Here is a 22,465-nt window from a genome sequence, read left to right on the forward strand (position 1 = left end):
TGAAGCTTCGAACACCATTCAATGAAATGCGGAGTAACCCACAGGATTTTTCAGGTCCTGGCGGTTACTCCGCATCCGGTCAACAGGCTGAAACTCTCTCTTCAGGCCTTCTTCGTGCCAGCCTTTTTCGCCTTGCGCCACATGCCCGCTCCGGGCAACGCAGCCAGGCCGATACCCAGCAATGCGAGCGTACCCGGCTCCGGCACCTCGACCTGGTCGATTCGTGCCTGGATAAACAACTGGCTTGTCTCCGCTTCCGCCGTGAAGATGATGTTGCCTTCGTCGTCGAAGAACGTGCCTGTATCCTCGTCGGGATCAATTTGGAAAGAGAGCATCCACCTCTCGCCCAGGGCGGAGAACAGGAACGTGTTGATCACGGCGTCCAAATTCGGTACCGCGAAAATGTCGTCGCATTGGCTCCCGAGCGGATTCGGTGGGTCGCACTCAGTCAGGTTCGGCGTTTCGGTGAAGCTTACATCCAGAATGACTTCCGGAAGGCTGCTGGTGCCCGTGAGATCGAAGGTTGCGCCGGCGAGGGTGAAATTGTCGCGCATATCGACAGTGAAATTGAACGTCGAACCCGGAATGACATTGTTCTCGTGCTCAATCAGGGCGACGTTAAACCACCCGGCATCGGATACGAGGTCAACAGGATCGTTGCTCGGGGGAAGAATCCTCAGGAAGCTATGGGCACTGGCTGGGTTGCCGGTGTCGCGCCATTGTAACTCGTCCTCGGTGGCACTGACAAAACCGCCGAGTCCGACGCCCGGGACGACGGAGCCGGGAATAAACTCGAGGAGGTCTACTGCCTCGAATACCGTTCCTGGCGTTGCATGAGCGACTCCGCCCATGATCATTCCGCCTGCCATCAGGCTAGCTGCCAGCAAAGTGTTGCGGAATCTGCTCGTTGTCATGACAAATCTCCTTTTCCAACATCGAACCTTCGGATCTGGCCGGCCAGAGTCGCGCCTCCCTTGAGGAGCTTCGACGTTTCTCCGCCCGGTTGTCCTCTTGCACAATCCATGCCACATCATTTATCTCTTTCATTTAAATGGGGTTTATGCATGACGCACGGACGCAGAGTGTAAAATATTTCGACGCCGCGAGAGCGGTGCCTGCGCCAGCCTGCGAATGGAGAGAATCCAGGTGATTCGACTTGTGGAGACGCTCCGCCGTACATGGCATGGAAATGCGCACCGATTCCAGAGACGATTGATCGTCCGGGGCAGCGCGTCGATGCGGCGGAGGCGATACGCTCCATGAGCCGTGCCGAATGGGACTCCGCCAAACGGACGAAGGCCCGCGAGGGGGCCTTCGTCATCGGGCGAAAGGTTGCGGGTCAAGCCGGCCAGCTAGGTCCTGATCTTCTCGAGCGTGCGTGGAATGTGCCCGGATCTAGCGGCGCACCATCTTGCCCGAGCGCGCCTTCGGCAGCGGCGGGACAACTCCGACAATACCTTTCTCGTTGGCACCATACTCATTAGGCCGTCTTTACGCCGGCCTTTTTCGATTTGCGCCACATGCCCGCTCCCGGCAACGCAGCCAAGCCGATACCCAGCAATGCGAGCGTACCCGGTTCCGGCACTTGGTCGATACGCGCCGTGATGACGATCTCGCTTATAAAATTTTCCGCCGTGTAGATGATGTTGCCCGCATCGTCAAAGAACGTTCCCTCGCCCGCGCTGGCGTCTACGTCGAACGTGAGGACAAATTGTTCTCCATTGGCCGTAAACAGGAACGAGTCGATGACGAGGTCCAGGTTTCCAATCTGGAAAATGTCGTCGCAGGTGCTGCCGAGCGGATTCGGTGCGGGACACGGTAGACTGTTAGGCGTTTCGGTGAAATCGACGTTCAAGGTCAGTTCGGGAAGTTGGTTGGTTCCGGTGAGGGCGAACGTCGCATCCGAAAGAGTGAACTGGTCGATCAGGTCGACCGTGAAATCGAAGCTCCCCACCGGGATGATGTTGTTCGTATGGCGAATCCGCGCGACCTCTTCCGCTCCCAGATCGGAGGCAATGACCACATCCGTGTTGCTCGGCGGAATAATCGTCAGGAAGCTGTGATTATCGGTCGGGTCGCCCGTCTCGACCCATTCCAGCTGGGTGGAGGACACGCTGACAAACTCACCCGGTCCAATGACGGTAGCGCTGTCGGGGTCGAATGCAAGGCTGTTGTTTCCGGTAAAGAGAGTTCCAGGCGTTGCATGAGCGACTCCGCCCATGATTAATCCGCCTGCCATCAGGCTAGCTGCCAGCAACGTGTTGCGGACTGTGCTCGTGGTCATGACAAATCTCCTTTTCCAACATCGAACCTTCGGATCTGGCCGGCCAGAGTCGCGGCTCCCTCGTGGAACTTCGACGTTTCTCCGCCCGGCTTTCAGCTTGCACAGTCCATGCCAGACGACTTATCTCTTTAATTTGATTGGATTTTATGCTGATGTACGAAAACGGGGTGTAAAAGATCCCGACGGAATCGAAGATGTACTGACGCTAACCTTCGAGTGCGGAGACTTCACGGGATTCGACTTGTGGAGACACACTGCCGCTGGATGACGGGGGAGTTCCCAGATTCGCGGAGCGAGGATGCTCCCGGGCGGCGCTTTGATGCGGCAGAGGCGAGACGGTGCCTGAGCGGTCGTGAATGGTACTCCGCCCACGCGACGAAGGCCCGCGCGAGGAGCCTTCGTCCTGGTGAGAAAGGGCTTCGGGTCAGCTCGCCAGCGACGTCCTGATCTGCTCGAGCGTCGCCGGATCGTCGATCGTCGTCAGGTCGCCCGGATCACGGCCTTCGGCGAGCGCCTGAATCGAGCGGCGCAGCATCTTGCCCGAGCGCGTCTTCGGCAGTCCGGAGATGAAATGCACGCGACCGGGGCGCGCGATTGCACCGAGCAGGGTGTCGACGGTCTTCATGACATCTTTCTCGAGTTCGGCGCGTTTCTCGGCGGTATCGACGCGCGAGGCGTCCTTGACCACCGCGAAAGCCATCGGCATCTGCCCTTTGAGCGGATCTGCGACGCCCACGACCGCGACTTCGGCGATCGCCGCGTTCGCCTGGATCGCCTCCTCGATCTCGCGCGTGCCGAGACGGTGGCCGGCGACGTTGATGACATCGTCCATGCGCCCGAGAATCGTGTGGTAGCCGTCTTCGTCCTTGATGCCCCAGTCGGACGACGAGAAGACAATCGGATCCTTGAACAGCGTGAAATAGGTGCTGACGAAACGGTCGTCCTGGCCCCACACCGTCGACAGGCAGCCCGGCGGCAACGGCGGAACCACGCCGACGATGCCTTTCTCGTTGGCACCGCATTCACTGCCGTCCTCGCGGAAGATGCGCAGGTCGTAGCCATACACGGGGAAGCTCGGCGAACCGTACTTGATCGGCGTCTCCTCGATGCCCCGCACCGCGGAGAGCATCGGCCAGCCCGTTTCGGTCTGCCAGTAGTTGTCGATGACGGGGATGCCGAGCTCGTCCATGATCCACTTGTGCGTCGTCTCGTCGAGCGGCTCGCCGGCGAGGAAAAGATGCTTCAGCGACGACAGGTCGTATTTCTTCAGGAAAGCCGGGTCCTGCTTCTTCAGCACGCGCACCGCGGTCGGCGCCGAGAACATCACGTTGACCTTGTATTTCTCGACGATCTGCCACCAGATTCCGGCATCCGGGCGCAGCGGCGTGCCTTCATACATGACGGTCGCCATGCCGGCCAGGAGCGGCCCGTAGATGATGTAGCTGTGGCCGACGACCCAGCCGATGTCGGAAGTCGAGAACATCGTCTCGCCGGAAAAGCCGGTGAAAATGTGCTTCATCGACGAGGCGAGCGCAACGGCATAGCCGCCGGTGTCGCGCTGCACGCCTTTCGGCTTGCCGGTGGTGCCGGACGTATACAGAATGTAGCTCGGCTCGGAGGACTCGAGCCAGGTCACGGGCACCTGCGCGTCGAGGTGCTTCGCGCGCAGCTCGGCGTAATCGACGTCGCGGCCTGCGACTTTGGAGAAACCCTTGTCGAGCCCGCGGTCCACGATCAGGACTTTCTGCGGCGGGAATTCGGCGATCTTGCACGCTTCATCGACGAGGTGCTTGTAGGGCACCGGTTTGCCGTTGCGCATGCCGGCGTCCGAACTCACCATCAGCACCGGCTTCGCGTCGTCGATGCGGGTCGCGAGCGAACCTGCCGCGAAGCCGCCGAACACGACCGAGTGAATCGCCCCGATTCGGGCGCAGGCGAGCATCGCAAACGCCGCTTCGGCGATCATCGGCATGTAGATCAGCACGCGGTCGCCCTTGCCGACGCCAAGCTCCTGGTAGATCGCGGCCATGCGTTCGACCTCGCGCTGCAACTGCGCGAACGAGTACACCTTCTCCTCGTCGGTCTCGGTCGAGATATATACCAGCGCGCGGTCGTCGGGGCGCACCGCGGCGTGGCGATCCACGGCGTTGTAGCAGAGGTTCGTCTCGCCTCCCTTGAACCACTTGACGAACGGGGGCTGCGAAAAATCGCAGACCTGCTCGGGCTGCTTGTTCCAGTCGATGAGCCGTGCTTCTTCCGCCCAGAACTGGTCACGGCTGTCGATGGAACGGCGATGAAATTCCTTGTACGTCGTCATGAGCATTCCTCTCCCTTCAAGATTCCCGTCATTTGCAAACGACTTCAGGCGCCCCTCCGGCTCCCACTCCCGGACCTCGGGAGCGCCCCGTGACTGCCTTGTATTTTTCTGTTGGCAATGCTGTTCAACTTTCCGCCGCGATGTCGTTTTCCGCACTACCGTCCATTTGGTATTTTTCCAGACGGTCGAGCGGGATTCCGCAACGAAGCCGTGATTCTAGCAACTGCAGCAGCGGAAGCAGCGTGGCGATGACCTGCGGCAGCTGCGACGTGAGCTCGACGCTTTCTCCGGCCTGGATGCGCTCGAGAACCTGGTCGATGCTGACTGCCTGCGTGATCAGCCGATCGACGAACGCCTGCGTGACTTCTCCCCGGTCGCCGATGACACGGTTGCCGCCGGCTTGCCGGCCGGTCTGCGCGCGCTGCGTCGCAAGCCCGACCAATTCGCTGACCGTGCCGATGTCGTCGTTCGTCGCATTCGCTACGCCGATCGTCACGCTGATGCGGATCTGCTCCTCGCGATAGGTCATCACGAGCTTTTCCATCGCCTTCTGCAGGCGCAGCGCGAACGCGCAGCATCCGCCCCAGCCCGCTGCCGGCGAGAGCACGGCGAACCGTGCCGGCGCAAGCTCCGTGACGGTATCTTCCTTGCGCACCTTCGTCGAAAGTATTTTCGACAGCTTGCGCGTGACGAGCTGCGCGACGTGGGCGCCATGCAGCACCACGAGCTGCTCGTAGCGGTCGATCTCGACGACCATCGCGCTGATGTTGCCGCGGCGCCGCCGCACCAGGGCGAGTTCCTGCTCCGCGCGCCAGTGCAGGCAGGCTTCGGCGACGAGGCCCGAGACCGGATCGACGGGACTGTGCTTCGCGTGGGCCGCCCTGCTTTCCTCGAGCTCGCGCCGCGTCTGCGCGAGCCGGGTCAGCGAATCGAGGCGGGCAAGCAGCTCGGCAGCGCCGATGCCTTTGGTGATGAAGTCGTTGGCGCCGAGGCGGCGCGCGCGTTCGCGCGCCGAATCGTCCTCGTCGCCGGAAATCACGATCACCGGCAGGTCATGGATGCGCGACAGCTTCGACGCCCGGACGCGCTCGAGCAGGCCGTACCCGTCGAGCTGCGGCATGCCGATGTCGGTCAGCACCACGTGAATCGTCGGATCCACGAGCAACGCCTGCCAGCCGGCTTCGCCGTCGGCCTCTTCGCGGAACTCGAAACGCCCGCGGATCAGCTTGATGACCGATGCCCGCACCATGCGCGAGTCGTCGACGATCAGCACCTTCGGCAACGGCTGGCGTTCTTCCTCGCTCATGTTCGGGAATCTCCGGTAACGCTCGCCGCGCCGTCGGATGCCTTCAGGCGCCTATGCGCACGACGGTACGGCCTTTCACTTCGCCCTTGATGAAGGCGTCGAACGCGTTCGGCAATTCGTCGAACGCAAGGGTACGGGTAACGGCGGCGAGATGACGCGGCTTGAGATCGCCCGCCAGACGCTGCCAGACGCGCTGCCGCGTCGGAAAACTCATGTAGCCCGAATCGACGCCGAGCAGGCTCACGCCGCGCAGGATGAACGGGAACACCGTCGTCTCCAGATGAAAGCTCGCGGCGTTGCCGATGCTCGCGACGGTGCCGGCCTGCTTCATGGTCGCGAGGATCCAGTGCAGGACCTTTCCGCCGACGTTATCGACCGCGCCGGCCCATTGCGCCGCTTCGAGCGGGCGCACGTTGTCGAAGTCGATCGTGCTGCGCAGGCGCACCTCGGCGGCGCCGAGCCTCTTGAGGTAATCGGTTTCGGCCTCCTTGCCGGTCAGCGCGACGACGTGATAGCCGAGGCGCGACAGCATGTCGATCGAAAGTCCGCCGACGCCACCTGTCGCACCGGTGACGACGACCGGGCCGCGCTCGGGGGCGAGCCCGTTGTCTTCCATCCGCACGATCCCGAGCGCGGCCGTGAAGCCGGCCGTGCCGAGCGCCATCGCTTCGAAGAGATCCAGCCCGTCGGGCAGCGGCACGACCCACCCGGCCGGCACGCGCGCATATTCCGCATAACCGCCGTGGTGCGACACGCCGATGTCGAAGCTCGTTGCGATCACCTGGTCGCCGGGCCGGAAACGGGCGTCCGAGCTTTCGACGACTTCGCCGGACAGGTCGATGCCGCCGACGCATGGAAAACGCCGGATGATCTTGCCCGCACCGGTCGCGGCGAGCGCGTCCTTGTAGTTGATGCTGGAATAATGGACCCGGATCAGCACGTCGCCCGCGTCGAGTTGCTCGCGGCTCAGCGTGGTCATGCGGCTGAAGACTTTTCTGCTTTCGTCCTGATCGATCAGGAACGCTTTGAACGGCGCAGTCACTTGCGGCAACTCCTCTCGGTTGGGATGCTTGGTGAATATGGACGGTTTCGGGTGCTACGTTTTTTGGACCGATTATAGCCAGATCGCCGGCTCGACTTTTTCACGGTCCCCCCAAGCTATGGGACTGCCACGCCCGTTCGGACGGCGCGCAAGCGGACGAATCGAAGGCTTACCGCCAAACCATGCCTCTCGTTGACGCGGCCCTCGATGCGGTCGACGCCGATGTCGAATTTCTGCCCGCGCAGAACGTGCCGGCCGCTTGGCACTCCTTCACCCGCCGGCGCGCGTCTCGAGAGCCTCCCAGCGCACCAGCGCCTCTTCGATTTCCCGCTCCACGGTGTCGAGCCGCTCCTTGATCTGCACGGCTTCGTGCGGCGCTTGCTGGTACAGCGCCGGGTCCGCCAGGCGCGCTTGCAGGGTTCCCTGTTCCGCCTCCAGCGCGGCAATGCGGTCGGGCAAGGCGTCGAGCTCCCTTTTCTCGTTGAACGACAGTTTGCCGGCGCGCGACGCTGTCATCGCGGGTGTTTTGGGTGCGGGCGCAGCGCTTTTGGTCTGCGTCGCGGCCAGCCGCGCCTGCTCCGCGCCGCGCTCCGCTTCGGCCTGCTTGACCCGCTGCCAGTCGGCATAGCCGCCGGCATATTCTCCCCAGCGCCCGTCACCTTCGGCTGCGATCACCTGGGTCACGACGTTGTCGAGAAACGCGCGGTCGTGGCTGACGAGAAACAGCGTGCCTTCGTAGGCGGACAGCAATTCCTCGAGCAGATCGAGGGTTTCGATGTCGAGGTCGTTCGTCGGTTCGTCGAGCACCAGCACGTTGGCCGGGCGGGCGAACAGCCGGGCGAGCAGCAGGCGGTTGCGCTCGCCGCCGGACAGCGATTTCACCGGCGAACGCGCACGCTGCGGCGCGAACAGAAAATCACCGAGGTAACCGATGACGTGCTTGCGCTCGCCGCCGATCTCGACGAAGTCCGAACCCGGGCTGATGACTTCGGTGAGCGGCAGCTCGGGGTCGAGCTGCTCGCGCAGCTGGTCGAAGTAGGCGACCGTCTGACGCGTGCCGCGGCGCACCGTCCCGGCATCCGGGCTGATCTCGCCGAGGATCAGCTTCAGGAGCGTCGTCTTGCCGGCGCCGTTCGGACCGATCAGGCCGATGCGGTCGCCGCGCAGGATCCGCGTCGAGAAGCCGCGCACGACGACGCGGTCGCCGAAGCGCTTCGTCACGTCCGTCAGTTCGGCGACCATCTGGCCGCTCTGCTCGCCCTTGTCGACGGCGAGCTTCACGTTGCCGAGCCGCTCGCGCCGCGCCGCCCGGTCGCGGCGCAGCGCCTCGAGCCGTCGCACCCTCCCCTCGTTGCGCGTACGTCGCGCCTCGACCCCCTTGCGTATCCACACTTCTTCCTGCGCGAGCACCTTGTCGAACCGCGCGCTCGCTTTCGCCTCGGCGTCGAGCTCTTCGGCCTTGCGCCGCTGATAGTCGCTGAAACGCCCGGGATAGCTCGCGAGTTTGCCGCGATCGAGCTCGATGATGCGGGTCGCGACGTTGTCGAGAAACACGCGGTCGTGGGTGATCACGACGACCGTGCCGCGGAAATCCCGGATCAGCGCTTCGAGCCACAGGATGCCGTCCAGGTCGAGGTGGTTCGTCGGCTCGTCGAGCAACAGCAGGTCCGGCTCCGCGACCAGCGCCCGCGCCAGCGACACGCGCTTGACACCGCCGCCGGACAAGCTCGCAACCAATGCGTCACCCGGCAGGCCGAGGCGCAGCAGGACCTCGTCGACGCGCTGGTTGAGCCGCCACGCGTCGGCAGCTTCGACCGCGTGCTGCAGCGCCTCGAGCCGCGCCAGCGTCGCTTCACTGGCCGATTCCGCGACTGCGTGCATCGCCGCGTGATACTCGACCAGAAGGCGCGCGGCATCCCCCAGCCCGTCGGCGATCGTCGCGAACACGTCGCGTTCGAGCGGGAAGTCGGCCTCCTGCGGCACGTACGCGACTTTCAGCCCCGACTGCCGCCACACCGCCCCGTCGTCGAGCGCCGACTGCCCGGCCAACACCCGCAGCAGGCTGGACTTGCCCGAGCCATTTCGCCCGATCAGCGCCACGCGCTCGCCCGCATCGAGCTGGAAGTCCGCATGGGAGAGCAGATCCACGTGTCCGTAAGCGAGACAGGCGTTGTCGACAGAAAGCAGCGGCATGGCGAGGGGACTCATTGGAATGAAAAGCCATTTTACCGGCCTGCTACCATAGCGGCGCATTCGAGCATAATGCGGTGCAACATTTTGCAGACAACACCATCGGCGAGGCGGCATGGAAGCATTGTTGGGGCGGTTCCGCGAAGAACACGACGACGACCTCGCCCTGTGGGTCGCGCTGGTCGATGAGCTGCGCCCGGCCAGTGCGTCCGACACGCAAGCGGCGATCGCGGCGTTGCGCGGCCTGACGCAGACGCTCGCCGTCCGCCACGACCTTGCAGAAGGGCTGTGCGACGCGTTGATCCGGCTCTTTCGCGAGCGCAAGCAGGTGTCGCTGTACGTCTCGTCCGGCCTGCTGCCGTCCACCGGTTTCTTTTCCGAGACGGCGCACCGCATTTCCGGACGGCTGCTGCCCGAAGTCGTCGACACCGACTACATGAAGGACGTGCTGAGCGTCGTCTTCCACCGCAAGGACGACGAGGCCTGGGTCACCGCGATCCCCGACGCGGAGTGGATCGAGTTCCTGCGCAGCGTTTTCGGATCGACTCCGCTCCAGCGCGACAACACCGAAGAGGGTTACGGGCTGCCGCATGCCGCTGCCGAGATCCTCGAGGCGCTGCGGGTATTGTCGTACCACGTGTCGGCGATCGGGCTGGAGCCCGAGCTGATCCGCGTCGATCCGACGCTCGAGGAACACGAATCGCCGTTTCTGGCGCAGAACGAAGAACTGGTGGCCTATCTCAACCACTATCGGCGCGCCTGGAAGGACGGCTCCGAGTTGGTCGAAGACGAAAAGCACCTGCAGGTGATGCTCGACCAGTGCGACGACGTCCTCCTGCGGATTCGCAAGCGCGCGGCGAAGATCGGCACGAGCCTGGCGCTCACGTTCAAGCTCGAACGCCTGCGCCAGCACCTCGACCGGATGGCCGACCTGCTGTTCCTGCTCCATCGGCTGCACGCCGAACGACGCATCGACGCGGTCGCGGCGCAGATCGTCGGGATCTTCAAGCAGCTGGTGCACGCCGAATGCCGCAAGAACAAGCTCTCCGACTACTGGGGGCAGAACGTCGAGCTGCTGTCGATGCGCATGACCGAAAGCGCAAGCAAGACCGGCGAGCACTACATCACCTCGACCCGCCGCGAATACTTCGGCATTCTCGGCTCGGCCGCGCTCGGCGGGCTGATCATCGCGGCGATGACAGGCCTGAAGATCGTGCTGGGCCGCGAGGGTTTCGCGCCGATGACCGAAGCCCTGGCGTTTTGCCTCAACTACGGCATCGGCTTCGTGCTGATCCACATTCTCGGCGGTACGGTGGCGACCAAGCAGCCTGCGATGACGGCCAACGCGATCGCCGCGTCGATCGGCGAAGCGCAGGGCAAGAACAGCAACCTCGAGAACCTCGTCGAACTCATTGCGCGCACCGTGCGCAGCCAGCTTGCCGCAATCCTCGGCAACATCGGCGTCGCGATTCCGATGGCGATGCTGATCGCGATCGGGATCGACTGGCTCACCGGCGATCCATTCACCGAAGCGGGCAAGGCGCGCGAACTGCTCAGGCAGGTCGATCCCCTCAGCGGCGCCGTCCTGTTCGCCGCAATCGCCGGTTTCTGCCTGTTCCTGTCCGGGCTGATCGCCGGCTACTACGACAACCTGTCGGCCTACGAACGCATTCCGCAGCGCCTGTTGCAGCTGCGCTGGCCTCGCCGGGTGTTCGGCGCCGCGCGCATGGAGCGCGTCGCGGCCTATATCGAGAACAACCTCGGCGCGCTGGCCGCGAATTTCTTCTTCGGTTTCCTGCTCGGTGGCGTGACGGCGCTCGGAGTTCTGTTCGGCCTGCCGCTCGACATCCGTCACATCGCTTTCTCGTCCGCGTACGTCGGCTACGCTGCGGTCGGCATGGACTTCACGTTGAGCTGGCAGCTGGCCGCGCTGTCGGCAGCGGGGATCGCGCTCATCGGACTCACGAACCTCGGGGTCAGCTTCGCGCTGACCCTCTACGTCGCGCTGCGCGCGCGTCGCATCACTTTCGCGCAGGGACGCGAGCTGGGGAAAATGATCGTCCGGCGCTTCGTCTCGCGTCCCCGCGATTTCCTGCTACCGCCATCCCCGACGGTGCAGGCCGAAGAACAGAACGGAGAAGCACCGCTTCCTCAGTCCGAACCGCACAACGGCCACGTCAGCCACAAAATCCTCGGAAATGGCAAAGGCGTGCTTGGTCACCGGCGCACGAACGGCTAGAATTGCGCGCTTCTCCTCGTAGTTCAATGGATAGAACGAGCGCCTCCTAAGCGCTAGATGTGAGTTCGATTCTCGCCGAGGAGACCACTTCCCACCCTCCTCCCCGGGGGTCGCCCCGTCACTCCAGGCCTTTCAGCAGTGCCTTCAGATACTCCACGGGAATCGCGTAGCTGATGCCGGACGGGTCGCTCAGGATGTTTTCCTTCGTCGACTTGACGAACACCATGTTGATCACCCCGACGAGTCGCCCCGTCTCGGAATCGAAGACCGGGCTTCCGCTGTTTCCGGGGTAAGTCGTCGCATCGAGCTGATAAATGCGGAAAGGATCGTTCGACAGGCGGCGGATCAGCACCTGGTCGAGATGCTGCGCACGCAGCTGCGGAATTCCGATCGGCGTGATCGCGGCGACGATGCCACGGTGCGTCACGGGCGATAGTCCCAAAACGCTGCCGATCGGAAAACCGGTCAGGGCGATGCTCTGCCCTTCGCGGACGCGGTCGGAAGTCTCGTCGACGGACAGCGAAGGCAGCGGCGGTCCGCCTTCGAGCCGCAGCACCGCGAGATCGTGGTTCTTGTCGACTGCAAGCTTGCTGACTTTGCGGATCGTCGCCTGCCGCTCGCCGGGCACTGCCACCGCGAGCGTTTCCATCTGATCGTCGGCGAGCGCATCGGGTACGACATGCGCATTGGTCGCGATCATCATTCCGTTCCCGACAGCGAAACCGGTGCCGAAGAACTTGAAGGCGGGAGCCCGGGTGCGCTGGAAAGTGCCGATCGCAACCACCGACGGCTTGATGCGCGACACGGTATCGACGAGATCGGCCCCCGCCGGGAGCGAAGTCAGCATCGCACCGGCCGTCGTCGCGGCGACAATGAGGCTGCGCCTAAGCGCACTGTGCGCCGCGCTGAAATTCATGTATCGCTTGCTCCCTCGCTTGCCGGCTGCCCTGCCGGCATCACTGCACTGGGCCGGGCAATCCGGCTGTCGAACGGATGCTCCCGACGCGCGACGAAGTTCAATATGCGCGCCACATAGGCTCGCGTTTCGGGGTAAGGCGGCACCCCGCGGTAGCGGTCCACCGCGCCTTCGCCGGCATTGTAGCCGGCAGCCGCAAGCGCGATGTCGCCGCGAAAATACGCAAGCAGCCAGCGCAAATAGGCGAGTCCTCCCTTGATGTTTTCACGCGGATCGAACGGATCGCGGACGTTGAAGCGGGCGGCCGTGTCCGGAATCAGCTGCATGACGCCCAGTGCATTCTTCGGCGAAACGGCTGCTGCATCGAGCCGCGACTCGGCCAGCGCGATCGCGAGCGCAAACCGGGGGCTGATCTGATAGGTGGGGGCGAGTTCGATGATCATGCGGGCAATGCGCTGCCGTTCGGCTGACAGCGATCGGATGTGGGTTTCCGGATTCCATTCCTGATCGTCGAGCGCGACCGCCGGCGCGGCCTTCAGGCATGGAGGAACCTGCCCGCTGTGACCGCCGGTAAAGCGCAGCATCCGCCGCGCCTGCATGTCCCCTCGCGCGGCCGCCATCGCGAACAGGGTGCCGGCATATGCATCGCTGCGCTGCGTCCCTCGTCCGTTGGCATACATCCAGCCGAGGGCGTACATCGCTTCCGCATCGCCGAGGCGTGCCGCCTCGCAATAATGCGCGACTGCCCGGGCGGGATTGCGGGGCACGCCCTCGCCATGTTCGTGGGCGACGCCCTGCTGGACAAGATAGCGTGCATGCGCTGCGAGCTTTGCGTCGGTGCCACCCTGCTCCTTGCGCTCGTCCGCATATGCCGGGGGCGCCATGGCGCCGGCCGCGAGGACGAAAAGCAGCGCTGCATGACAGCGATCATTGCGGAGTTTGTAGCGTTTCATCATCCCCCCAATGGCATTGGCCCGGCTGCCGATACAGGTGTTCTAGCAGATGCTCCTAGAGTCGCCAAACCGTTACACCCGCCTTGGCCAATGCATCGGCGTCATAGGACGATTTCACGTCGGAGAAAACGCCGCCCGGCAGGAGCTTGCCTGCGAGCTCATCCAGCTGCATATCGAGATAGGGCGCATGGGAAACGGCCGCCACCATTGCCGCAGCCTTCGGCAGCGCTGCCCACGGCTCCAGACGAATGCCGTATTCGCGGATTGCCTCGGCAGGCGCGGCGACAGGATCATGGACATGCACAGTGCAACCGAAGCTCTCGAGTTCGCGGATCACGTCGATGACCTTGCTGTTGCGCAGGTCGGGGCAATTTTCCTTGAACGTGAGCCCCAGCACGATGACATCGCAGCCCCTGATCGAGTGCCCCGCCTGGATCATCTGTTTGACGGTTTGTTCGGCGACGTATTTCCCCATGCTGTCGTTGATGCGACGCCCGGCCAGAATGACCTGCGGATGATGACCGAGCATTTCCGCCTTGTGCGTCAGGTAATACGGGTCGACGCCGATGCAGTGACCGCCGACGAGGCCGGGCCGGAACGGCAGGAAGTTCCATTTCGTCCCGGCCGCCCGAAGCACTTCCGTGGTATCGATTCCGATCTTGTGGAAAATTACCGCCAGTTCGTTCATCAGCGCGATATTGAGATCGCGCTGCGTATTCTCGATGACTTTCGCCGCCTCGGCGACCTTGATGGAACTGGCCGGATAAAGCCCGGCGCTTATGATTGCCCCATAGACTTCCTTGACCTTCTGCAGCGTCTGCGGCGTATCGCCTGAAACGACCTTGACGATTTTCGTCACCGTGCGCTCCTTGTCGCCCGGATTGATGCGCTCAGGTGAATAACCGACAAAGAAATCCTGCTTCCACTTCAACCCCGATTCCCGTTCGATGATCGGAATGCAGACTTCTTCGGTTGCTCCCGGATACACGGTCGATTCGAACACCACGATCGCCCCGCGCTTGAGGTTGCGTCCCACCGTTTCCGACGAGCGGATCAAGGGGGTGAAATCCGGCTTGTGAGCAATATCGACCGGCGTTGGCACGGCCACGACGATAAAGTCCGCGTCGCGGATGCAGGCCGGATCGGAATGACAACCGAGATGAATCGCGGCGCGAAGATCGTCCGACGACACTTCCCCGGTCGGATCGACGAAGTCGCGGTAAGCCGCGACCTTGTCGGCCGCGAGGTCGAAGCCGATGGTCTTGAACTTCTTGCCGAACTCGACAGCCAGGGGAAGCCCGACGTAGCCGAGGCCGATCACAGCGAGAGTTGTCATGGCGGGAGTCCTTTTTTGATGTTCGTATCGGGGTGTCCGAATCCTGTGCCTTACAAGCCCTGCTTCAGACTCGTCACCTGCGCGCGGAGCGGACTGCCTTCGGGTGCCTGCCGGGCAAGGTGCTCGAGTTCCTTGAGCGCATCGCTTTTGCGATCGGCCTTGAGATATGCCTTGGCGAGATTCAGCCGGATCACTCCCGCTTCCGGCGCCAAGCTGACGGCCTTGCGCAGGTTGTCGAGGCCCTCGTCACGCTGCCCGTGCTCGACCTGAAGCATCCCCAGCGTATCGAGGATCGCGGGATTGTCGGGGAACAGGGACAACGCCTGCCGGGCAAGCTCGATCGCTGCCGGATCGCCACGCTGACCGGCGATCCAGGCGAGGTTGTTCATCACGGAAGGGTTGTTCGGAATGAGCTCGTCGAGCTTTCCGTACAGCTTCCGCGCTTCGTCGAGGCGCCCCTCGGCAACTGCCCGCTCCGCCAGATAGTTGCGCATCGCCACATCCTGTGGATGCGTGCGTATCCAGTCCGTAGCCGTCTTGGCTGCATCCGCCGCTTTCCCGGCCCTGAACTGGGCGGCATGAAGCTTTACGGCGGCCTGCGGCGATGCGGCAAGCTGGAGCGCCTTGCCATACGCCTGAACCGCTGGCGTCCAGTTGCCGGCGGCCACGTGGATATCGCCTTCGGCGAGTAGGCCGATGGACTCTTTCGGACGCTGCCGCTGAACTGTTTTCGCAACGGCCAAAGCCTCCTCGATCCGCTTGTCTTCGACAAACAGGGAGACCAGACGCTGCTGCGCGTCGAGGAAATCCGCCTTGTGCTCGAGCGCACGTCGAAGCGAGCGTTCAGCTCCCGAATGATCGTTGGCGAGCCGCTGCAGGTCTGACAGCTTGATCAGCGGACCCGGGGTCTGGGGCACCAGGCCGGTGAGCTTGTTGAGAGACGAGATCGCCTGCTGCCGATCGCCTGCCGCAAGCTGGGCCTGTGCCAGCAACCCGATCACCTGTACATCCGACGGATGGGCAACTGCCAGCTCCTGCGCTACGGTCAGCGCCTTTTTCGCCTCGCCGGCGACCAGATGATGACGCGTCACCGCGAGCCGCGGCGCTACCGCCGATGGATTGGCGCTGGCCGCACGTTCGAGCGCCGAGAGCACTTCGCCGGGTTTGGCTCCCGTGCGCTCCAACATCGTGGCGAGGAACAAATGGGCGTCGATATTTTTGGGATTGGCTGAAACGATCTTCTCGAATCGCCTCCTGGCATCGTCCGGACGACCGTCGGCAATATCCATTCGGGCGAGATTGGCGGACGCGGCGAGGTAGTCCGGATCCAGTTCGAGCGCTTTTTCGAACGCCGCGCGCGCACCCGCGACGTCCTTCTTGCCCATCAGGATTCCGCCCTTCAAGATGTGGGTCTGCGGATTATCCGGCTGCTTGGCTTCGAGTTGCTGCTGGGTAGCCATCGCCTTGTCGAATTCGCCGCGCCGCAGATGGACGAGAACTAACGCGAGATCGGCCTGTCCGCCCTCGGACTCGAGGTCGGATGCCGCTTCGAGGTCTGCGATGGCGTGCTCGGCGTCGCCGCCCATCAGGCGTGAAACCCCGAGACGCGTGCGCGCGCTCGCGTTCTCGGGCTCGGCAGCCGAAACCTTCGCGAAATATTCCGCCGCCCGGTCGAGATCGCCGCTCGCGGTGTAGATCCTCCCCGCAAGCGCCATCGTCGCACTATCCACCGACGCTGCATCGAGCAGCGGCTGCAACGTCTCCAACGCGCGGCTCGGTTCGCCCGCAACCAGTTGCGACGCCGCTAACATACGGCGCGCCAGCACCTGGCGCGGAGCCCGTTTGAGCACCACACCGAGGTGTTCCTGCGCGAGCACTTGCTGGTTCAGGCGGCCGTAGACGACGCCTGCAAGCAGGCGCGCCGCGAGAAAGTCGGGTGCAAGGCGAACAGCTTCGGCAACATGGTCCCGCGCCTCCGTCATCCGGTTGTTACGGAATTCCACCAGCGCCTGCAGGTAACGTGTCGACGGATGCCCCGGCGCGATCTTTTTCATCGCATCGAGGCGCGAAACCGCTGCCTCGAACCGGTTTTCCCGCAGCAGCGCCGACACGAGGGCAAAGTGGTAGTTGACCGCTTCGGGACGTGCCGCGACTGCAGCCTCGAGAGCAGTCACGACCTCCGCAGGCCGGCTGCGCACCATCATCACGTCGGCCCGCAACGCATGCGCTTGCGCAGCGTCGGCCTTGAGCGCGAGGGCCCGGTCCGCCTCGGCGAGCGCCCCGTCGGCATCGCCGCCGAAAAGCTTGACGCGCCCCAGGCCGATGCGGCTCTGCGCATCGGACGGCGCCACCGCCACGGCTGCCTCGTAGGAGGCCCTCGCTTTTTCGAGATCCCTCTTCGCGAAATAGGCATCCCCGAGCGCCCCGAGCAGCGCCGCCTGGCCGGCCGGATCTTCGAGCACCTTGCCGTCGAACGCCTTCAGCACCTCATCGAACTCTCCGGAGCGGACCAGGGCACGCGCAAGCAGCGGGCTGACTTGCGCCTCCGGATAACCGCGCTCGGCAGCGCGGCGCAGCTCTTTCACCGCACCGGCAACGTCGCCGTGCTCCAGATTGATCTGTCCGAGAAGGAAACGTGCCTCGGCAAGACTGCCGTCCTTCTGCAGCGCGTTCTTCAGCTGGATCGCCGCCGCGTTGGTGTCCCCTTTCGCCAGATATTCCTTCGCCGATCGGAGCATCGTCTCCGGATCGTCGCCGCAGGCGGTGAGCAGCGCCGCGCACAGCGCGGCGGTGGCGATGCGACCCGCGAAGGACCGCGCTGAAACTTTCCGCTCGGACACGATCAGTTCTCCTTCTTCAAAGCGAAACGGTTCATGAGGTCGTAAAGCGACGGGCGGCTCACACCGAGAATGTCCGCGGCGCGAGCGATGTTGCCGTTGGTGCGTGCCAACACCCGCACCACGGCACGCCGTTCCGCCTCGTCGCGTACCTGTCGCAGATTGAGGTGCTGCAGATCGGGGTCGACGCTGTCCAGCCCCAGATCGTCGGCCGTGATGCGGTTTCCCTCGGCCATGATGACCGCGCGCTTGAGACAGTTCTCCAGTTCCCGCACGTTGCCAGGCCAGCGATGCGATTCAATTGCCGCCACCGCGTCGTCGCCCAGGTGCATCGTTCCCCGTCGGTTGGCCTGCGCGAAGCGCTGCACGAAAGCATGGGCGAGAAGCACCGCGTCGCCGTCCCGATCGCGCAGTGGCGGGATTTCGATGACGATTTCGGCAAGCCGGTAATAGAGGTCCTCGCGGAACAGCCCGGCGCTGATCTGCGCCTTCAGATCGCGGTGCGTCGCGCACACGATCCGCACATCGACCGCGATCTCTTCCCTGCCGCCGATCCTCTCGATGACCCGCTCCTGCAGGAAACGCAGCAGCTTCGCCTGCAAGGCCATCGGCAGATCGCCAATTTCGTCGAGGAAAAAAGTACCCTTGTGCGCCGCTTCGATCTTGCCCTGCGTCTGTTTCACGGCCCCGGTAAAAGCCCCTTTCTCGTAGCCGAACAGTTCGCTTTCGAGCAGCGTCTCCGGGATCGCGGCACAGTTGATCGCGACAAAGCGCTCCTTGGCGCGCGTCGACATCGCGTGCAGGCCGCGCGCCAGGATTTCCTTGCCGGTGCCGCTTTCTCCGAGGAGCGCGATCGTCACGTTCGCCGGCGCGACTTTCTCGACGGTGCGGCAGACCTTGAGCATCGCCGAATCCCGCGTCAGGACGGCGGACAGACTGCTTCCCTGCAGCGTCGCCAAACGCAGGTTTTCCATTTGCAGGTCGTGCAGGCGAAAAGCGCGGTCGATCGTCAGGCCGAGCAACTCGGGTTCAAAAGGCTTGCCGAAGAAATCGTAGGCCCCCATCGCGACCGCCTTGACCGCGTTTTCGCGGTCATGCTGCCCGGTCAGGACGATGACTTTGGTATCGGGGGCGAGCGCGAGCATCTCCCCCAGCAGGCGAAATCCCTCTACCCCGTCATCGGGGGCGGGGGGCAGTCCGAGGTCCATCGTCACGACCGCCGGCTCATGACGCCTCAATTGCGTGATCGCGCTTTCCCGATCGCTCGCAACAACTGTTTCGAAAGCGTCGAAAGCCCAGCGCATCTGTTTCTGAAGCGCCGGATCGTCCTCGACGATCAGCAGCGTACGCCGCTTGTCATTCATGATTTTCGCGTACCTTTTCCCGTATAGCTGGCAAATCCGGATCGGCCCGGGCAGAAACGGGCAATACCACGGTCACGCAGGTCCCGCGCCCCGCTTCACTGTCAAAATGAATGCGGCCTCCCAGTTCGTGAATGTACTGCTGGGTCTCGTAGACCCCAATACCCATTCCCGTGGATTTACTTGTGTGAAACGGCTTGAACAGGCGCTCTTTCATGAACTCCGACGTCATTCCGCAGCCGGTATCCTCGACCGTGATACGGGCCGAAGAGAGGTCCGGCATATCCACCCTCATTGTCACCTTGCCATCGTCCTGAATCGCATCGAGCGCGTTCTGCACCAGATGCCCGATCACACGCTCGAGCCGCTCGGGATGCGCCAGGACTTCTAGGGGCTGATCGCGGTCCGCGAACACCTCCACCTTCGGCTGCTGATGGCGCTTCACTGCCTGGATACGCTCGGCCAAGGCACCAAGATCCACTCGCCGGCGCGGATCGATCGAACGTTTTTCCTGCAACTGCGCCATCAGCGCGCGCATGCGCGATTCGACATGCGCGATGGTGTCGAGCATGTCTTCCTGGAACGCCGGATTGTGTTTGTGGCGCTCGGCGTTGCGCAGCATCAGCGACAGCTGGGCGACGAGATTCTTCAGGTCGTGAACGACGAACGCCGACATGCGGTTGAAGGAGTCGAACTTGCGCGACTCGAGCAGGGCTTCGGTCACCTGCATGCGAGCGAGATAGCTCGCGGCTTGGCGCTGCGCCGTCTTGAGCAAGTCGAGCACTTCCCAGTCGACCTCGAACGCGGTGCGAGGTGAATTGAGCACCACAAAGCCGACCAGTGCGCCCGACGATTTGAGCGGCACGACGAGCCACGCGTCGGGGATCCCGGAGAGCCACATCGGCAACACCAGCCCGTCATAGTGGGCGGGACGCGAGCGGAATTCCTCGAGATTGACGATCCATTCGCGCTCGTCGAGAAAGCGGCACAGAGCGCTGCCATCGTCCTCGAAAGCATCCGAAAGTCCTTGATTGAGGCGCGCATTGACCGAGAAACGCCCGCTCGCGTCCTTCAGCCACAGCGTTCCACCGGAACTCTCGACCAGGTCCGAGAGGGCCTTTATGACCGATTGTCCGAGATCGAGGGTGCCGCCCGCAGAGGAAAGCGCCTGCGTGAAGCGCAACCATTCGTTGCGATAATCGTAGCGGTAGGGGAACAGGTGCTTGTTGATGAATACTCTCAAGCGGGCGCGCTGCGATCCGGAGAAGAGGAAAACCAGCAGCAGCAGGAACCCGGCGAACAGCAGCGTCAGCTGCAGGGCCCTGCCCCAGTTCCCGCCAAAATAGCGAACGTAATATCCGGCCGCGGCGATCACCAGCAGGTACAGGCCCGACACCGCGAGCGCAGTGGAATGGAACGCCATTTCCCGTGATACCGAGATCTGTAGCGTCCAGGACGGCGTACGTGCCGCTGAAACCGCGACCAGAGGAATCACCAGAGCATGGGCGATGCCGCGCACCCCCCACACATCCGGATCGAGCCGGCCGAACAGGAATCCGTCGGCGAACAGATACAGTTCGAACACATAGCCTGCGGCGAGGCCGAGGCACAACGGTTTCAGACCCCAGCGCGATTCCGCCGGTATCGCGCGGAACAGCTGCTCGACGAGCACGAGGCCGAACACCGCAGCCGCCAGAAAGGCGGCGAGCATCAGATTTGCCGGCTTGAGGTCGACGGTCAGATCCAGGGCGGAAAGCGCGACCGCGACCAGCTCGGCGGCGACCACGAGCGCCGCGAACCCGCCCGGCCATCGCAGCCGATTTCCCCCCAACGGGCGCAGCAGCACAAGCAGGAACGCAAACCAGCAGGCACTGCGGAAGACATCCAGCGCGGCCGCCACCACCGCCAGCCACGCGCTCGGATACAGCACGAGAAAAGTGCCCGCGAGCGCCCACGACGCGCTGCTGCCCACGGCAAGAAGCAGAAAACCGCCGGGAACGCCGCCGCGCCAAGCGAGCAGAAGGTACAGACCGAAAAGAAGGTAAGCTGCCGCGGCTCCGCCGTACCCCCACACCGCGACGTCGGACAGCTCGACACCCATCAGCTCCCCCCCGAGCAAGTCGTTTCGGCGCCCGCAGGATCCGGCTTGTCGCTTCCGCCGTGTCTGGCAAAAGGCGGCAGCCGGTATCCGGTCAGTTCGCGCCCTCTCCGGTCAGGACGACCCTGACCGTTTCGAACAGTACGAGGGTGTCGAGCACGACGGTATGGTTCTTCACGTAATACAGATCGTATTGCAGCTTTTGAATGGCATCGTCCACCGAAGCGCCATATTGGTATCGAACCTGCGCCCAGCCGGTGACGCCTGGCTTGACGCAGTGGCGAACGGCATAGAACGGGATCTCCTGCGCGAGTTGGTCGACGAAGAACGGGCGCTCCGGGCGGGGTCCGACGAGGCTCATTTCACCTTTCAGGACGTTGAAAATCTGCGGAAGCTCGTCGATGCGCAGCTTGCGGATGACCTTCCCGACCCGCGTGACCCGGTCGTCGCCGGACACCGCCCATCGCGGCTTGCCGTCCTGTTCGGCGTCGCGTCGCATGCTGCGAAACTTGATGACGCGAAACACCCGTCCGCCCAGCCCGACCCTCTCCTGCCGATAGAAAATCGGCGCGCCATCCTCGAGCACGATCAGCAGCGCGGTGACCGCCATCACCGGCAGCGCGACCAGCAACAGGATCGACGAGGCCGCCAGATCGAAGCAGCGCTTGACGAACGCGCGCGCAAGGCCTTGCCGGAAGCCGTCGCCATAGATCAGCCAGCTCGCCTTCAGCGAATCGATGCGCACCTGTCCCTGCACGCGCTCGAAGAAGGATGACAGATCCAGCACCCGGACGCCCCACACCTTGCAGTCGAGCAGTTCACGAATCGGAAGCACTCCCCCGCGGCGTTCCCGCACTGCGACGATCACCTCGTTCACCCGAAGCTCCCGGACCGTCTGAAGAAGGTCCTTGCAATCGAGCACGCGGTTCCGGTCGACATCGACCGAATCCTCCCCTTCCACCGCGTAGAAGCCGACTACTTCCATGCCGCTGCGCATCGGGCTGCCGAGCGATCGCTCGACCGTCACCGCGTCCGTTCCGGTACCGATGATCAACACGCGCGGGGCAAACATCGAAGTCGCCCAGTGGCGGTTGATCATCGCCCGCATCAGGAGAACCAGACCGAGCAAGAGCATTACCGAGAGCTGCATTGCCTCGGAGGCGAAATAGTTCCACGGAAGCACGAGGAACACTCCGAACGCAACCGGGATACTCACGACAATCGAGATCAGCACGCGCCCTATCGTGGTGCGCGTCGACCGCTCCCCTTCGGCCGGCCGATACAGGCCCATCGCGCTGTTCAGCAGAATCATCGCGAACGCGAAAAGCAGCGCCGAAGGCACGATGACGCGCCAGTCGACAGCCCCGCCGCTCACCTGTGCCGCCACCGCGAATATCACCGCCATGAAAAGCACGAGGCCGTCGAAAACGACCTGTTGCAGGACGTGGGACGGAAAATAGTGACTGAATATTTTTAGCATCGGCACATCCTGGATTACGTGAGCAATCGGAATCACGCGGCCCCGAAAGGATTCTTCCCTTGCGGACCGAAACACCTACCTGCTGCGATTTCATCCATCTCGGCTC

At 63.5% G+C, this 22,465-nt stretch carries 14 protein-coding genes and 1 tRNA gene; 2 read left to right on the top strand and 13 right to left on the bottom strand.

Annotation, left to right across the window (positions count from 1 at the left end):
• Positions 1–101 precede the first annotated feature (101 nt).
• From PA01_02180 to PA01_02205, 6 genes are all read right to left on the bottom strand, one after another.
• Positions 102–914, bottom strand: a complete 813-nt coding sequence (locus PA01_02180; GenBank protein ID KON80609.1) for a THxN family PEP-CTERM protein — start codon at positions 912–914, stop codon at positions 102–104.
• 566 nt (positions 915–1,480) lie between these two features.
• A complete protein-coding gene (locus PA01_02185) occupies positions 1,481–2,284 on the bottom strand; it encodes a PEP-CTERM sorting domain-containing protein (protein KON80610.1) in 804 nt (267 codons plus the stop codon).
• A gap of 424 nt (positions 2,285–2,708) precedes the next feature.
• Complete coding sequence (locus PA01_02190) at positions 2,709–4,601, bottom strand: propionate--CoA ligase (protein ID KON80611.1); 1,893 nt, start codon at positions 4,599–4,601, stop codon at positions 2,709–2,711.
• A gap of 124 nt (positions 4,602–4,725) precedes the next feature.
• Positions 4,726–5,907 (bottom strand): response regulator, encoded by a 1,182-nt coding sequence (locus PA01_02195; GenBank protein KON80612.1) that lies wholly within the window; start codon positions 5,905–5,907, stop codon positions 4,726–4,728.
• 43 nt (positions 5,908–5,950) lie between these two features.
• The gene (locus PA01_02200; protein ID KON82248.2) at positions 5,951–6,949 is read right to left on the bottom strand and encodes an oxidoreductase; all 999 of its coding nucleotides are present in this window, start codon (positions 6,947–6,949) and stop codon (positions 5,951–5,953) included.
• Between the two features lie 270 nt (positions 6,950–7,219).
• A complete protein-coding gene (locus PA01_02205; protein KON80613.1) occupies positions 7,220–9,142 on the bottom strand; it encodes an ATP-binding cassette domain-containing protein in 1,923 nt (640 codons plus the stop codon).
• Positions 9,143–9,254: 112 nt separating this feature from the next.
• Between PA01_02205 and PA01_02210 the strand changes: the two genes are divergently transcribed.
• Both PA01_02210 and PA01_02215 read left to right on the top strand, forming a co-directional pair.
• Entirely contained in the window at positions 9,255–11,378 is a 2,124-nt protein-coding gene (locus tag PA01_02210; protein ID KON80614.1) for a site-specific recombinase, read from the top strand.
• A 12-nt stretch (positions 11,379–11,390) separates the two neighbouring features.
• Positions 11,391–11,465, top strand: a tRNA-Arg gene (locus tag PA01_02215).
• A gap of 31 nt (positions 11,466–11,496) precedes the next feature.
• Here PA01_02215 and PA01_02220 read toward each other — a convergent pair.
• The 7 genes from PA01_02220 to PA01_02250 all read right to left on the bottom strand — a co-directional run bounded on the left by PA01_02220 (position 11,497) and on the right by PA01_02250 (position 22,359).
• Positions 11,497–12,225: a serine protease gene (locus tag PA01_02220; GenBank protein ID KON82249.2), complete on the bottom strand. Its 729-nt coding sequence runs from the start codon at positions 12,223–12,225 to the stop codon at positions 11,497–11,499.
• Positions 12,226–12,290: 65 nt separating this feature from the next.
• A complete protein-coding gene (locus PA01_02225; GenBank protein ID KON80615.1) occupies positions 12,291–13,247 on the bottom strand; it encodes a transglycosylase SLT domain-containing protein in 957 nt (318 codons plus the stop codon).
• Positions 13,248–13,302: 55 nt separating this feature from the next.
• Complete coding sequence (locus PA01_02230) at positions 13,303–14,583, bottom strand: nucleotide sugar dehydrogenase (protein KON80616.1); 1,281 nt, start codon at positions 14,581–14,583, stop codon at positions 13,303–13,305.
• A gap of 50 nt (positions 14,584–14,633) precedes the next feature.
• On the bottom strand, positions 14,634–17,423 hold the full coding sequence (gene prsT, locus PA01_02235; protein ID KON80617.1) for a PEP-CTERM system TPR-repeat protein PrsT: 2,790 nt from the start codon (positions 17,421–17,423) through the stop codon (positions 14,634–14,636).
• Positions 17,424–17,425: 2 nt separating this feature from the next.
• Positions 17,426–18,784, bottom strand: coding sequence for a PEP-CTERM-box response regulator transcription factor (gene prsR, locus PA01_02240; GenBank protein KON80618.1), 1,359 nt, complete (start codon positions 18,782–18,784; stop codon positions 17,426–17,428).
• Positions 18,777–20,882, bottom strand: a complete 2,106-nt coding sequence (gene prsK, locus PA01_02245) for a PEP-CTERM system histidine kinase PrsK (GenBank protein KON82250.2) — start codon at positions 20,880–20,882, stop codon at positions 18,777–18,779. The genes prsR and prsK overlap by 8 nt, the downstream gene beginning before the upstream one ends.
• A 91-nt stretch (positions 20,883–20,973) precedes the next feature.
• A complete protein-coding gene (locus PA01_02250) occupies positions 20,974–22,359 on the bottom strand; it encodes a TIGR03013 family PEP-CTERM/XrtA system glycosyltransferase (GenBank protein ID KON80619.1) in 1,386 nt (461 codons plus the stop codon).
• Positions 22,360–22,465: the final 106 nt, after the last annotated feature.

Origin of the sequence: Azoarcus sp. PA01 (genome assembly GCA_001274695.2) — a bacterium.
In the GTDB taxonomy this organism is placed as follows: domain Bacteria; phylum Pseudomonadota; class Gammaproteobacteria; order Burkholderiales; family Rhodocyclaceae; genus Aromatoleum.